The following is a 14,728-nucleotide window of genomic DNA, read 5'->3' on the forward strand; positions in this document are numbered from 1 at the left end:
CTAGCAGAATGAATGCTGAAGTCGTCGCCGGCAGATGATGCGGGCGGCGATTTTCATGAACGCGTCGTGTATGGCCGCGAGCCGTTCGAACCGGATGCGCGGGCGCCGGAAGTTATGCAGCCACGCGCGGCGTCGGACCGAGGGAACACATAATGCGAAACACGCCGATCGAAGCCGCTTTAATCCCTGACATTGCTGGCCGTCCTGCCACAGGCACAATCCGCCACGAAATCCGCGTGTGCCGCTCGCCGGCGGACTTCGCACGTCTGCGCCCGGCGTGGGACGCACTCGCCGCCGCTTGCCGGCCTGGCCTCGATTTCGCGTTCGGCGAAGTCGCGGCTGATCACGCATTTGCGCGCGGCGAGACGGTCAGCGTCGCGCTGGTGTCGGACGGCGCGGCGCTCGTCGCACTCTGGCCGGTGATGATCACGCGCCGGGGCGTATGCCGCGTCGCACGCACGCTCGGCTGCGGAAACGACGAGGAGTACGGCGGCCCGCTGCTTGCCGATCCTGCCGATGCACGCCTCTACGCGGCCGCCATCGACGCGGTGCGCCGCGTCGAAGCCGACGTGCTGGAGCTGCGCATGCTGGACTGCGATAGTCTGCTCGCTGCGGCGCTATCCCGTGTGCCCCGGTCGTGGGTCATGGGTGCGATACCGGCACGCTGGCGCCGCTTGCCGGGCTACTCGATCGCGCTCTCCAGCTTCGCCACCTACGACGCCTTTCTCGCCACGCGGCCAGAGTCGCTGCGTGGGCCCCTGCGCCGTCGTGCAAGGCGCCTCGCCGAGCGCGGTGAAGTGGAGTACGGCTGGTGCCAAAGCGCCGGCGATGCCCGCGAGGTGCTGACCTGGCTCTTTGCGAACAAGCGCCGCTGGGCATTCGCCCGCGGTTTCGACACGGCGTATCTGATGGACGATCAAGTGCGCGATTTCTTCATCGACCTCGCGGGACGGATCGATCTCGTGACAACGCCGCTGGTTTCCTTCGTGAAAGTGAAGGGCACACCCGTGGCGGCAGCGCTCAACCTCGTCGGGCCGCGCAGCATCGAGTACTACATCACGACCTACGACGAAGCGTATGCCGCGTTCTCGGTCGGCAACCTCCTCGTCGACAGCATTGTGCGATGGGCGTACGCGAGCGGCCGCGATTTCGACTTCCGGCCGTACTTTTCCGCCTACAAGGAGCGTTGGTCCAATCGTGAAACCTGGCACGAGTCACACTCCGTCATGCTTACGTTGCGCGGCCGGCTCGCTGAAGTACCTCTTGCGATGGAGCAGATCCGACGCATCGTTCGCAAGGTCCACGCGCTCGCCGTCGACCTGCGCGCGAAGGTGCCCGCCCTCGGTGCGAAGATGCCGCAGGCGCCAGGCGGCACGTCGAAGGACGAATGAGGAGCAGCGAAGGGACCCCTGCACCTGGGTCTGCTGACACTATCAAAGGCCTTCGACGATCAACGAATGAGCGGCGCGGAGCCTGACCTCGTGACCAGGATCCTGCAACGGCCCAGGCCCGACGAGAACGAACAGGCTCCGCACGCCAACCAACCAAAACTCACTGCGCAGCGGACAGGTTGCTCACCTTCGCATTGCGCAGATAAAGCGCGGTGGACAGCACGACCGCCGAGGCGGCGGCAATCGCGGCAAACAGAAACACCGATGCATAGCCGAACTCGCCCGCGATATATCCGGCCAGCGGCCCGGTAATGCCCAGCGACAGATCGAGGAACACGGAATAGGCCGACAACGCCGAACCGCGGCTCGCCGGCGGCACGAGCCCGACCGCTTCCACGCCGAGTGCCGGGAATACCAGAGCGAAGCCGAAGCCGGTCAGCGCCGCGCCGGCCAGCGCGATATGCGGCGCGGGCGCGAGCCACAGCATCAACAGGCCGACGCACTCGAACGAGAACGAAGCAATCGCGACGCGAAAGCCGCCGTAGGTCTTGATCGTGTTGGCGAACAACAGGCGCGCGCCGATGAACAGCGTGCCGAACACCGTCAGCGACAAAGCCGCGTTCGGCCAGTTCTTCGCTGCGTAAAACAGCGTGATGAAGGTGGCAATCGAGCCGAAGCCGGCGGAGCCGAGCGCGAGGCCGATGCCATGCGGCAGCACGCGCGTGAACACACTGCGGTAGGACATCCGCTCGCCATGGACGATCGGCACCGGCGCGATCAGCCGCGCCAGATAAAAGCCGAGCGCCGCCAGCGCGATCACCAGAACGCCCAGCGCGGCAAAGCCGATCGCGTGCGTGATCGCGACCCCGAGCGGCGCGCCGAGCGCCAGCGCGCCATACGTTGCGATGCCGTTCCACGAGATCACGCGAGCATTGTTGCTGGCGCCCACGCGGCCGATGCCCCACAGAATCGCGCCGGTGCCGCACAGGCTTTCGCCGAAGCCGAGCACCAGCCGGCTGCATACCAGCAGCGCGAGGCTCAGCATCGGCCAGGGTCCGCACAGCACCGCCAGCAACAGCAGAATCCCGCTCGTGCCACAACCCAGCAGGCCGAGCGACACGGTGCGCCGGGGCCCCAGCGTATCCGCGCAACGGCCGGCCAGCGGCCGGGAGGCCAGTGTCGCGAGGTATTGCACGCTGATCGCCGCACCCGCCAGCACCGCGCTGAAACCGAGGTCGCCGTGGACGTAGCCGGGCAGCACGGCAAGCGGAATGCCGATGGTCAGGTAGCAAAGGAACGTGAAAAAGACGACCGGAATGATCTGCAAAGTCGTCGCAAATTCGCTGCGGCTGGGCGCGGAGTCGGCGGACATGGGGAAAACGAGACTTGAAAATGGCGGAAGCGCGTGATTGTCCCATGGAACCGGTTCTCCTGCAGAAGCTTGCCTGATTTTTGGCCGGACCCGAGCGGCATGTGAGGCCGATGACGGTTCGTTTTGGCCGTTGAAACGCCCGCATGGGTGGTCAACTGTTCCGGCATGTGATGATTTCCGATGACCGAAAAGCCGCAAAAAATGCACATAGACGGCGAAAAACCCACTTCGATATAAGCGGACGGGCTCTCAAACCGGCCTCGATATCGTTTTGCGGATATGTCCCGCATGCGACTCGCGCTATGGGTTGGCTTTATTGACGATGATAGTTTTCGAACCATCGCCGCTGCACGTCCTGCGGACATCGAACATTCGAGAGTAACGACACATGACCGAGCCGATTCGCTTCTATCACCGCAACGCGATCCGCGAGATCAAGGACGCGCCTGTCACCCGCACGGTCCTGCAGTATCTGCGCGAGGACGCGCATTGCACCGGTACCAAGGAAGGCTGCGCCGAAGGCGATTGCGGCGCGTGCACGGTGGTGCTCGGCGAGCGCAACGCGGCGGGCGGCGTCGACTTCAAGGCGGTCAACGCGTGCATCCAGTTCGTGCCGACGCTCGACGGCCGTGCGCTCTTCACCGTCGAAGACCTGCGTCAACCGGACGGCTCGCTGCATCCGGTGCAGCAGGCGCTGGTCGAATGCCACGGCTCGCAATGCGGCTTCTGCACCCCTGGCTTCGTCATGTCGATGTGGTCGCTGTACGAAAAGCACGGCCACGAGCAGAGCTGCGCGGACCGCACGGTGCCGTCGCGCGAAGCGATCAGCAACGCGTTGACGGGCAATCTATGTCGCTGCACCGGCTATCGTCCGATCGTCGATGCGGCGGTGCGCATGTTCGAAGCGCCCGCGCCGAAGGCGCCGGTAAATGTCGCCGCGCTCGCCGCGACGCTCGCCACGCTCGAGCGCCAGGACACCTTCCACTACGAGCACGCCGGCCAGCGGTTCGATGCGCCACGCACGCTCGATGCGCTCGCGAAGCTCAAAGAGGCCGAACCGGCCGCGCGCATTCTCGCCGGCAGCACGGACATCGGCCTGCGGGTCACCAAGCAGATGCGCGAGCTGGGCAACCTCGTCTACGTCGGGCAGATCGCCGAATTGCAGAAGCTCGAAACCAGCCACGAATGGATCGAAATCGGCGCGGCGGTGAGCGTCGAAAAGGCCTACGCGGAGATCGCGAAGCAGTATCCGGAGCTGACCGAAATGTGGCAGCGCTTCGCATCGCTGCCGATCCGCAATGCCGGCACGCTCGGCGGCAACATCGCCAACGGCTCGCCGATCGGCGATTCGATGCCCGGCTTGATCGCGCTGGGTGCGCGCGTGGTCGTGCGCGGCGGCGAGATCGAGCGTGAGATGCCGCTCGAAGAGCTGTACCTCGCGTATCAGAAGAAAGATATGGCAGCGCACGAGTTCGTCGTCGGGCTGAAGGTGCCGACGCGCAGTGGAATGCGCCAGAACCTGCGTTTTCGCACCTACAAGCTCTCGAAGCGTTTCGATTCGGATATCTCGGCCGTGTGCGCCGCGTTTTCGTTCATCGCCGACGGCAAGCTGGTGCGCGAGCCGCGCATCGCGTTCGGCGGGATGGCCGCCACGGTGAGCCGCGCACTTCGCGCCGAAGCCGTGCTGCGCGACGCCGAATGGCACGAAGCCACCGCGCAGGCCGCGATGCTCGCGCTCGGCAACGACTATGCGCCGCTCACCGACATGCGCGCGACCAGCCACTATCGTCTCGAAGCGGCGAAGAACACGCTGTACCGCTTCTGGCTCGAAACGCGCCCGAACAACCCGCTGCTCAAGAGCGCGCTCGATGTGCGCGCGGTCGCCGCGGCGTGCGCGCCGGCCGGCGCCAGCGCCTGAATCACGCTACGCCCACGAAGGATACGGAGAACATAACGATGAATCAGCAAGCCGTGCCGTTCCTGAACGAGCTTCAGGACCTCGATGACTGCCTCGATAACTTCGCCCAGGTCCACATCTCGCGTCCGCACGAGTCCGCGCATCTGCACGTGAGCGGTCGCGCCACCTACACCGACGACATCCCGGTGCTCGCCGGCACGCTGCACGCCGCGCTCGGCCTGTCGTCGAAAGCGCATGCGAAGCTCGTGTCGATTTCGTTCGACAAGGTGCGCGCCACGCCCGGCGTGGTCGCGGTCTTCACCGCCGACGACATCCCGGGCGCCAACGACGTGGGCCCGATCATTCACGGCGACGACCCGATTCTCGCCGATGGTGTCGTGCAATACGTCGGTCAGCCGATCTTCATCGTGGTCGCGACCTCGCATGAAACGGCGCGTCTCGCCGCGCGCCGCGCCGAGGTGGTCTACGAGGAACTGCCGGCGATTCTGAGCGCACAGCACGCGCGTGCCGCGAACCAGTCCGTGTTGCCGCCGATGAAACTCGCACGCGGAGACGCCAGCGCGAAGATCGTGCGCGCCGCGTATCGCGAGGCCGGTGAAATGCTGCTCGGCGGCCAGGAGCAGTTCTATCTGGAGGGGCAGATTTCGTACGCAGTGCCAAAGGATGACGACGGCATGCACGTCTACTGTTCGACGCAGCACCCGACCGAAATGCAGCACCTGGTCGCGCACGCGCTCGGCGTCGCGTCGCACAACGTGGTGGTCGAATGCCGGCGGATGGGCGGCGGCTTCGGCGGCAAGGAATCGCAATCGGGGCTGTTCGCGTGCTGCGCGGCGCTCGCCGCGTGGAAGCTGCTGTGCCCCGTGAAACTGCGTCCGGACCGCGACGACGACATGATGGTCACGGGTAAGCGCCACGATTTTCACTACACGTATGAAGTGGGTTACGACGACCAGGGCGTGATCGACGGCGTGGCGGTCGACATGACTTCGCGCTGCGGTTTCTCGGCCGACCTGTCCGGCCCGGTGATGACGCGCGCACTGTGCCACTTCGATAACGCCTACTGGCTGTCGGATGTGACGATCGACGGCTTCTGCGGCAAGACCAACACGCAGTCGAATACCGCGTTCCGGGGCTTCGGCGGTCCGCAGGGCGCGTTCGCGATCGAATACATCATGGACAACGTCGCGCGGTCGGTCGGTGCCGATGCGCTCGACGTGCGCCGTCGCAATCTGTACGGCAAGACCGAGCGCAACCAGACGCCGTACGGTCAGATCGTCGAGGACAACGTGATTCACGAACTGATCGACGAACTCGAAGCGACCAGCGAATACCGCGTGCGCCGCGCTGCGATCAATGAGTTCAATGCGAACAACGAAGTGCTGAAGAAGGGTCTCGCGCTCACGCCGGTCAAGTTCGGCATTGCGTTCAACGTCACGCATTTCAACCAGGCCGGCGCGCTCGTGCACATCTACACCGACGGCTCGGTGCTGGTGAATCATGGCGGCACCGAAATGGGCCAGGGTTTGAACACGAAGGTCGCGCAGGTCGTCGCGCATGAACTGGGCGTGAGCTTCAACCGCATTCGCGTGACGGCCACCGATACCAGCAAGGTCGCCAATACGTCGGCGACCGCGGCATCGACGGGTTCCGACCTGAACGGCAAGGCGGCCCAGGATGCGGCGCGGCAGTTGCGCGACCGCCTCGCCGCGTTTGCCGCCGAGCGTTTCGGCGCGGGGCAGGTGAGCGCCGCCGACGTGCGCTTCGGGCATGACCGCGTGGTGGTCGGCGATGTGATCGTCACGTTCGAAGAGGTGATCGCGAAGGCCTACCTTGCGCGTATCCAGCTCTGGTCCGATGGTTTCTACGCGACGCCGAAGCTCCATTGGGATCAGGCGAAGCTGCAAGGCCGGCCGTTCTACTACTACTCGTATGGCGCGGCGGTGTCGGAGGTGGTGATCGACACGTTGACCGGTGAAATGCGCGTGCTGCGCGCGGACGCATTGCATGATGTGGGCGCGTCGCTGAATCCGGCGCTCGACATCGGCCAGGTGGAAGGCGCGTTCATCCAGGGAATGGGCTGGCTCACGACCGAAGAGTTGTGGTGGGACGCGCACGGCAAGCTGATGACGCACGCGCCATCCACCTACAAGATTCCGACCGTCAACGATATGCCGCCGGATTTCCGCGTGCACCTGTTCAGCAACCGCAATGCCGAGGACAGCATCCACCGGTCGAAGGCGACTGGTGAGCCGCCGTTGCTGCTGCCGTTCTCGGTGTTTTTTGCGGTGCGCGACGCGGTGTCGGCGGTGGGCGAGCACAAGGTCAATCCGCCGCTGAACGCACCCGCGACCAGCGAGGAAATTCTCAAGGCGATCGGCGCGGTGCGGGCCGCCACCGCGGAGGCGCGGCAATGAGTGCGGCGGCAAGTGCGGCAGGAAATGCGGCAGGAAATGCGGCAGCAAATGCGGCAAGGAATGCGGCAAGGAATGCGGCAAGGAATGCGGCAAGGAATGCGGCCGCTAGCGCGGCAGCGAATGTGGCGCCGATGCATATCGTGCTGTTCGGCGCGGGGCACGTCGGACACGCGCTCATCAGGTTGCTCGGCAGTTTGCCGTGCGTGGTCCAGTGGGTCGACGAGCGCGACGAACTGTTCCCTGACGAAACGCCCGCCAACGTGCAGATCGAAGCGACCGACACACCGGATGCGATCGTCGATGCGGCGCCGCCCGGAGCCTATCTGCTGGTGATGACGCATAACCATGCGCTCGATTTCTCGCTGGCGGCGCGCATCATGCGACGGCGCGATTTCAGCTACTTCGGCATGATCGGGTCGAAGACCAAGCGCGTGAAATTCGAGCGGCGTTTGCTCGAGCGCGGCGTGGATCCTGACCGGCTGGTGCAGATGACGTGTCCGATCGGGGTCAGCGGCATCGTCGATAAGGCGCCGTCAGCGATTGCGGTCGCGGTGTGCGCGGAACTGCTGCAGGTCAGGACGCGGCAGATCGCGGCGCAGGTCGCAATGCAGAGGCTTTGCGCGCATGTTTGAGCGGGCTGGCAACCCCGGGCTGGCCCCTCTACGCGCCCGCAGCCTCTTGCTTACGCGGCTGCTTCGCGCGCCGCACCTTGCGTGCGACCAACCTGTCCGATACCTGGGCCATCAACGCCCTTAGCCAGCCGACATCACTCGGCCGATCCGGCTGCGGATGCCACAACTGATAGCACTTGATACGCGGAAACGCGATCGGCACCTCGACCACCGCGAGCGGCAGGATGTCCGCGTAGTGCATCGCGAAGCGGCGCGTGGTCGTGAAGATCAGATCCGATTGGAGCAGCGTCTGCGGCACGAGCCCGAAGTAGGGCAGCGTGGCGACGATGCGCCGCTCGGCATGGGCCCGCGCGAAGCCGGTGTCGATCGCGCCGCCACGTGCGCCGCTATACGGCGTCGGCGCAAGATGCGGCGCCGCCAGATACGCTTCACGCGTGAGCGGCGCCCGAGCGAGCGGATGATCGGCGCGCATCATGCAGACCACCGTATCGGAGAACAGATCGCTGCGTTCAAAACGCGCCTCGGGCTTCGGCCAGTTGCCGATCACCAGATCGAGTTCGCCGGCATCGAGCGCGGCCGCGTGATCGAGCAGCGGTCCGAGCGATTCGATCTCGAGCCGCGCATGCGGTGCCGCGTCGCGAAACTGCGCGATCACGGTCGGCATGAAGAAATCGTTCAGATAATCTGGCGCGGCGACGCGAAACGTACGGCGCGAGCGGCCGGGATCGAAGTCGCCGTGCGGTGTCGCGACGAAGTCGACTTCGCGCAACACCCGCTGCGCGGAGGCCAGCAGCGATTCGCCATATTCCGTCGGCACCATGCCCGACTTGCCGCGCACCAGAATCGGATCGTTCAGCGTCTCGCGCAACTTGCGCAGCGCGGTGCTGATCGCGGGCTGGGTTTGATTCAGACGCAGTGCGGTCTGCGTGACGCTGCGCTCGATCAGCAGCGTGTGCAGCACGCGCACGAGCCAGATATCGAGTGAGGCGGCGGTGTCGTCCATGGTTCAGGCGAGGCTGGGCAGGTGAAGCGCGGCCGGGTCGAGGATCGCATCGACCCCGGTGCGCAGCACGCCCGCGCGGGCGCAAAGGATATAACCTTAGGCCCGTTTGCGGGCTAGCGGCATAGCGGGCGCGGTATGGCCGGCATCAGCGATACGTCTTTCGATGCAATCTTGCCCAAGCCAAACTGTCTCGCGAACCGGGAACCACCCGGCGCGCCCAATCGCCGTGCCGCCTGCTCCTCGCTCACGCCGTCACTACGCTCGCGCGTCCGCGAGACCCCACGGCAGCGAACTGATCCGCTTCACTTCCCCCGATTCGAGCCAGTTCGGCGTGCGCGCGCAGTACAGCACCATCGGCAACGCGTCTTCGCCCCAGAACAATTGATCGTTCAGCCGAAAAGTCGGCACGCCGTACACGCCAAGACCGATCGCATCTGCGGTGTTGCGCTGCAATTGCGCTTTCACCTCTTCGCTTTTGATGAGTTCGGGACCATCCGGCATGCCGACGCGTTCGCATAGCTCAGCGAAGGCCGCGTCGCCGGACGGATCGCGGCCTTCGCGCCAGACGAAGCGGAAAATCTCGCGCACGAAGTTGACGTCGCCGTTCGCCGCCGTTGCCAGCAGCAGCGCCTTCATCGAATCGAACGGATGCGCCGGCGGCATCTTGTACGGAATGCCGAGCTGCTCCGCGCGAAACAGCGCGTGCCGGTACATGAAGGTGCGCTTGGCCGGCACGCTGTAGGCCGGCCGCTGTCCCCAGTGGGTGTACAGGTCGTTCAGCACGACTGGCGTGAACGCGAAGTCCATGCCGGGCCATTTGTCGTGTTGCTCGAGCAACAGGTACGTGAACGGCGAGACAAAATCGTAAAACCACAGTGGTTGCGTGGCGTCGATGCCAACGGTCATGGATGTCTCCCGGATTGCCTGAGTCGGACGGTGTATCCGCTATACCGCCAAAATTGTAATGATCTTACGCGGTGCGGCCACGGCTTGCATCCGTCAATCTGGCCTGGCGTCGGGCTTGCTTGCGTTGTCGGGCGTTTCGCCGATCTCGGCCGCCTCGTGCGCGGTAAATGGCGCGGCGAGTGGCGCGTGCACGGCACTGGTCTGGTCGGCGCGGTGGCCCGGCCGCTCGTCTGGCGCGGCGGCCGGCTTTGCCTGCGTCCGGTCGACTGTCTGGTTGTCCGCCTGGTTGTTCGCTGGGATGTCCGCCTGGTTGTCGCCTTCGTCGTCCACTGCGTCGTCCGCTGCATCGCGCAGGTCCTCGCGGCCTAGCATGAGCCGCCGGCGCACGAACCCGATATGCTCGCGCAGCACGTAAAACTGATCGGCGTAGGCGAGCGGCATCTTCAGTCCGTTGACCGAATCCTCGATCGCGTCGAGCCGTTCGATCAGCGATGCGCGCTCCTGCGCGGAGTGTTCGCTGAGCGCGCTGCGCTCGATCGCGATCAGCGCCCCGTACCAGCGATAAATGCGCGATTTCACCCGCCATGCATAGAGTCCCGGCACGATCCGCAGGGCCGGCACCAGCAGCACGATCAACGGCACCACCACCACCAGCAGCCGGTCGGCAAGACTCGCGATCCAGAACGGCAGGGTCCGGTACAGGAAGCTCTTGCCAGACTTGTAGTAGCGCGCGGCGTCGTCGCTGATCGGGAAGTCGTGCGAGAGCGGCGCGGGGAATTCGCCGGCGCGCTGCAGGGTGGTCGCTCTGCCATGCACCTCGCGTGCGGCTTCGATGAGCAGGTCCGACAGCGCCGGATGCAGCGAGTCGCGCGCCACCAGCTCGGCGGTCGGCGCGACGATGTTGATCGACGCAGACGGCAGGTTCTTGCCGAGGTCGAAGGCGCCCATCGGCAACTTCAACTGGGTCAGAAAAGGAAAGCGGCGCGTGTATGCGTCGGCTTGCGTGAAATCGTAGAAGCGCACGTTCGGCGTGCGATACAGCTTGCCCATCACCGCCTGCTGCGCCGAATCGCCGGCGAGGAAGGCCGCGTCGACCTTGCCGGAGATGAGCGCTTCGGCGGCTTCGTCGCCCGAGAGCGGCAGCAGTTTGGTCGCGCCGCCCGGCACGATGCCGTTCGCCTTGAGCAGCGTGAGCGCCAGCTCGCGCGTGCCGCTGCCTTCGGCGCCGACCGCCAGCCGCTGGCCCTTGAACTCGGAGAGCCACATGACGGGCGGCCCGTGATAGAAGATCGCCAGCGGCACGTAGGCGACACTGCCGAGCGACATCAGCCCTTTGCTCGCCGCGGCGGGCGCGAGGCCATCCTGCACGAAGCCGACGTCGACCGCCGAATCCGGGTCCGAGAGCCGCTTGAGATTCTGCAGCGAACCTTCTGACGCCAGCACGTTCAGCGTGATGCGGTTGCGCGCCAGGATCGCCTTGTACTTTTGCGCGGCGTTCCAGAAGGTGCTGCCTTCGGGTCCGGCGGTGATCGTCAGCGTGCTCGGCGGCGCGGGCTGGATGAGCCGCACGGCGACCCAGATGGCCACTGCGGCGAGCAGCAGGATCGGCCCGAACGAGACCGCCAGATCGCGCCACGAGATTGCGACAAAGCGGGCGACGAGACGGGGAGGGCGCTTGCGGCCGGTGGCTGGCTTCATCGGATGACGTGACGGCGACGGTCAAAGTGAACAGGGGCGGCGCGCTGCGGCGCACGCACCAGGCGCGCTGCGTTGGTGCGCGGGCGAGGCTGGGCTGGCCGCGGCGAATGTCGCACGAGTCGCGCGGCAGCACGCGTCGCGCCGATGGTACCTGAGATTCACGCGACGGCGGAACGTGTGGCGTCGCCATGCGCCGACAAACCCGTAACAAATCGTGAATGCGGTGTGAATGCGGCGTGAATGCGCGCCTATGCGGCGTGCATGCGATATGAACAGAATGTGAATATGAATGCCGCGCCGCCGACTAAACCCTTTGCGCTTCTGTCCCGGCTAGATTAAATTGTGCATCGCCGCCGCGATCCAACGTTTGCGCGGCGCGACCCGGCATGACACACAAGAACCGGGCGCGCTGGCCGACTCCGCGGCACGTCGCTTGCCGCTTCGCATGCCCGCCATCGCATGCGGCAAGCGATGCTCGGCAACCCGCCTCTCCCGTCTCTCGCGCATCGTGTTGCAACCATAGCCGGCCGTCGCCGAGTCGCGCTTTGTCGTGTCTTGCCATAGCCGCCAGGAGTCGTAACGTAGCCGCTTGTCCAAGCGGCCCAAGCGGTCCAATCGGAACTTAGGAGAAGAGAAACTATGAAATCGGTCGGTTTTCTGAAAACGCTGGGTTCGGTCGTGGCGATGGTAGTGGCGTGCAATGTCTACGCTCAGACAAACGATGCGGCGACGGACACGGCCTCGCCGGCTGCCAGCACCAAGGCTGGCAAGCGGGCGAACAGCCAGTTGGGTCGCAAGGTGCGCGGTGCGCTTGCGAAGGAGCAGGGCCTCGACGTGGCGAACATCGCCGTGCGCGCTCATGGCGGCGCAGTGATACTGACCGGCACCGTGCCCGACGAAGGGCAGATCGAAGCGGCCGAGACCGCCGCGAAGGGCGTGGTGGGCGTGAAGTCGGTGAGCAACAAGCTGACCGTTATGCAACAGTAACCAATCTGCCATGCGCGCAGCACGTAACGGGCTGCGTGGGGCGGATCTGATCGGCGCATGCGTCGTCGGTCGTCGGATCGGCGCAAGCGGTTCGACACCGCGTGCGCCGGCGCGATGCATGATGTACCTGGGCTTCGGCGCGATGCCGGAGCTTTTTTTTCGGCTTTTATCGTCGCGTTGCCTGTTTGAAACGCCGCTGATGGCTGGCGTGCCAGCCCCGCCACGACTCGTTCTCCGTACGCTGTGACACATAGTTGCCGTGTAGCCAAGCGTACTGTGAAGCATGGGAACTGGAGTCGATGCCATGGGAATCACACAGTTGCGCTATACCGATCTGCCAATCGGCGATCGGGCGGCTTTCGAACTGGTGTGCGCGCGGCACGGTTTTGCGCCGGCGCACTTCGAGATCAGTGCCTGTGCGAAGTCGGGCGAGCCTGAGGACGAGCGCCTCGTTACCGTGCGACGCGGCGGCTGGGCGCAGTCCTATCACGACCGTCATGGTCAATGGATCAGACAGTTCGAGGCCGATCTGACCTGTCGGTTCTTCAAGTAGCCGCGGCTTGGGCGGCGCGCCGTAGTGTCGGCTTCCGAGCCGGCGCCGGCGCGCTTCAGGACAGCACGAGACGCACGCCGACCAGCGTGAGCGTGGCGGCGAGCAGATTGCGCAGCAGCGCATCCGGAGCGCGCGACGACAGATAGCTGCCGATCGCAATGCCCGGCAGCGAGCCCACCAGCAGCGAGACCAGCATCGACCAGTCGACCGAACCCAGCAGCCAATGACCGGCGCCCGCGAGCAGCGTGAGCGGCACCGCATGGGCGATATCGGAGCCGACGATGCGGGTGGTCGGCAGCAACGGGTATAGCAGCAGCAACACCGTCACGCCGATCGCGCCCGCGCCCACCGAGGTGAGCGACACCAGCGTGCCCAGCACCGCGCCGGTCAGTATGGTCAGCGCCAGCGTGCGCCCCTGTTTCGGTGTGCGCTGGCGGCGCGCGCCGAGCGCCGCGAGTTGCGGACGGAACACCAGTGCCACCGCGGTCACCAGCAGCGCCGCGCCGAGCACGATCTGGATCAGGCGGCCGGCACCCGGCGTGTCCATTCCATAGCGATGCAGCAGGATCAGCGTGAGCGTGGCCGCGGGCACGCTGCCGGCGGCCAGACGCAGCGTGACCTGCCAGTCGACCGAGCCTTTCAGGCCGTGCACGAGGGTGCCGGTCGCCTTGGTGGCGGCCGCGTACAGAAGGTCGGTGCCGACCGCGGTGGCCGGATGGACGTTGAACAGCAGGACCAGGATCGGCGTCATCAGCGAGCCGCCGCCGACGCCCGTCAGCCCGACCAGAAAGCCGACGAACAGGCCGGAGACGGAGTACAGCAGATCGATGTGGGGAAGTGCCATTGAGCGGACCGCAAACGGTCGGATGGGTGGAAGGAGCGGGTGGCAAGGCCCGCGGGCGCGTGCTGCCGCACGTTGGCCGGGTGCGGCGCGAAGCTCGCCGCTGGCGCGCCACGGACCGCCGCGGCGCGGCGAAAGCCGCTATTGTCGCAAAACTGCCGCGCTCGCGTCCAAACTGCTCTCAGGAACGTGCCGCACGGCGCGTCGCAAAGCGCACACGGCACCGGCTTGCGCTCACAACGCGCGCCGTATCTCGACGACGCCGAACGCCGCCAGCATCAAGCCGACCGCGCGGTCGATGGCGACGCGCAACCTGCTGCCGATCGCATGGCGCGCGAGCGACACCATGGTCACGAGAAAACACCACCACGCGATCGACCCGACGAACACCCCACCCACCGTGGTCAGCGCGATGGCCGATGAAAACGCGCCGCGCGGCGCGAGCGTCGTGAACAGCGCGGCGAACATGATGACGGTTTGCGGATTGGTCAGCGTGAGCAGCAGGGAGCTGGCATAGGCGCGCAGTGCGCCGGCCCGGCCGACTTGCGTGAGCTTGCCGTCGCCGTTGCCGTTACCATTGCCGGTGTCGGCGGCCGGCTTCTGCAGCAGCGCGCGCACGCCGAGATAGAGCAGGAACAGACCGGCCAGCAGATGCAACGGGCGGTCGTACGCGAGCATGAACTGCGAGATGCCGACGAGGCCGAGCGCGGCGATCAAGCCATAGACGGCGTCGCCGGTCGCGATGCCCAAGCCGATTGCGAGCCCGGCGCGCGGCCCGCCGGTCAGCGTGCGACGGATGCACAGCATGCCCATCGGGCCGACTGGCGCGGCAATCGCGAGGCCGACGCCCGCGGCGGTGAAGAAGAGACTGGTGGTGGACATGAGAGGAAGCCCTTGATTGGCGGTTCTGGTTCGTGGTGCTTTTGGTGCTTGCAGTGCTTGCAGTGCTTGCAGTGCTTGCAGCGCCCGCGGTGGTTCATGCGGCCTCGCGCGGGCCGGCGCGGCGATGC

At 65.8% G+C, this 14,728-nt stretch carries 12 protein-coding genes and 1 pseudogene; 6 read left to right on the forward strand and 7 right to left on the reverse strand.

Going from position 1 to position 14,728, the window contains the following annotated elements:
* Nucleotides 1–135 (reverse strand): annotated as a pseudogene (locus tag BN2475_RS34850) (IS5/IS1182 family transposase); the annotation flags it as partial.
* 17 nt (nucleotides 136–152) lie between these two features.
* Between BN2475_RS34850 and BN2475_RS18020 the strand changes: the two are divergent.
* Nucleotides 153–1,391, forward strand: coding sequence for a GNAT family N-acetyltransferase (locus tag BN2475_RS18020; protein WP_094780858.1), 1,239 nt, complete (start codon nucleotides 153–155; stop codon nucleotides 1,389–1,391).
* Between the two features lie 160 nt (nucleotides 1,392–1,551).
* On the opposite strand, the gene BN2475_RS18025 is transcribed toward BN2475_RS18020, so the two are convergent.
* Nucleotides 1,552–2,763, reverse strand: coding sequence for an MFS transporter (locus tag BN2475_RS18025; protein ID WP_094780859.1), 1,212 nt, complete (start codon nucleotides 2,761–2,763; stop codon nucleotides 1,552–1,554).
* 388 nt (nucleotides 2,764–3,151) lie between these two features.
* Between BN2475_RS18025 and xdhA the strand changes: the two genes are divergently transcribed.
* Genes xdhA through xdhC form a run of 3 tightly spaced genes read left to right on the forward strand, consistent with a single transcriptional unit; the run spans nucleotide 3,152 to nucleotide 7,730 of the window.
* Complete coding sequence (xdhA, locus tag BN2475_RS18030) at nucleotides 3,152–4,681, forward strand: xanthine dehydrogenase small subunit (RefSeq protein ID WP_094780860.1); 1,530 nt, start codon at nucleotides 3,152–3,154, stop codon at nucleotides 4,679–4,681.
* Nucleotides 4,682–4,719: 38 nt separating this feature from the next.
* A complete protein-coding gene (gene xdhB, locus BN2475_RS18035; protein WP_094780913.1) occupies nucleotides 4,720–7,098 on the forward strand; it encodes a xanthine dehydrogenase molybdopterin binding subunit in 2,379 nt (792 codons plus the stop codon).
* On the forward strand, nucleotides 7,095–7,730 hold the full coding sequence (xdhC, locus tag BN2475_RS18040) for a xanthine dehydrogenase accessory protein XdhC (protein WP_281254233.1): 636 nt from the start codon (nucleotides 7,095–7,097) through the stop codon (nucleotides 7,728–7,730). Before xdhB ends, xdhC begins: the two co-directional genes overlap by 4 nt.
* Nucleotides 7,731–7,758: 28 nt before the next feature.
* On the opposite strand, the gene BN2475_RS18045 is transcribed toward xdhC, so the two are convergent.
* The 3 genes from BN2475_RS18045 to BN2475_RS18055 form a co-directional block, all read right to left on the reverse strand.
* Complete coding sequence (locus BN2475_RS18045; RefSeq protein WP_094780862.1) at nucleotides 7,759–8,733, reverse strand: LysR substrate-binding domain-containing protein; 975 nt, start codon at nucleotides 8,731–8,733, stop codon at nucleotides 7,759–7,761.
* Nucleotides 8,734–8,988: 255 nt separating this feature from the next.
* Nucleotides 8,989–9,639: a 2-hydroxychromene-2-carboxylate isomerase gene (locus tag BN2475_RS18050; protein ID WP_094780863.1), complete on the reverse strand. Its 651-nt coding sequence runs from the start codon at nucleotides 9,637–9,639 to the stop codon at nucleotides 8,989–8,991.
* A gap of 93 nt (nucleotides 9,640–9,732) precedes the next feature.
* Complete coding sequence (locus tag BN2475_RS18055) at nucleotides 9,733–11,337, reverse strand: TAXI family TRAP transporter solute-binding subunit (RefSeq protein WP_094780864.1); 1,605 nt, start codon at nucleotides 11,335–11,337, stop codon at nucleotides 9,733–9,735.
* A 639-nt stretch (nucleotides 11,338–11,976) separates the two neighbouring features.
* Here BN2475_RS18055 and BN2475_RS18065 point away from each other — a divergent pair.
* Both BN2475_RS18065 and BN2475_RS18075 read left to right on the forward strand, forming a co-directional pair.
* A complete protein-coding gene (locus BN2475_RS18065) occupies nucleotides 11,977–12,324 on the forward strand; it encodes a BON domain-containing protein (protein ID WP_094780866.1) in 348 nt (115 codons plus the stop codon).
* A 304-nt stretch (nucleotides 12,325–12,628) separates the two neighbouring features.
* A complete protein-coding gene (locus tag BN2475_RS18075) occupies nucleotides 12,629–12,877 on the forward strand; it encodes a hypothetical protein (protein WP_094780868.1) in 249 nt (82 codons plus the stop codon).
* Between the two features lie 55 nt (nucleotides 12,878–12,932).
* Here the strand turns inward: BN2475_RS18075 and BN2475_RS18080 are convergent, their stop codons facing one another.
* A complete protein-coding gene (locus BN2475_RS18080) occupies nucleotides 12,933–13,721 on the reverse strand; it encodes a sulfite exporter TauE/SafE family protein (RefSeq protein WP_094780869.1) in 789 nt (262 codons plus the stop codon).
* Nucleotides 13,722–13,952: 231 nt separating this feature from the next.
* Nucleotides 13,953–14,600, reverse strand: a complete 648-nt coding sequence (locus tag BN2475_RS18085; protein WP_094780870.1) for a LysE family translocator — start codon at nucleotides 14,598–14,600, stop codon at nucleotides 13,953–13,955.
* Between the last annotated feature and the right edge of the window lie 128 nt (nucleotides 14,601–14,728).

It is taken from the genome of Paraburkholderia ribeironis, from assembly GCF_900019265.1.
GTDB lineage: Bacteria > Pseudomonadota > Gammaproteobacteria > Burkholderiales > Burkholderiaceae > Paraburkholderia > Paraburkholderia ribeironis.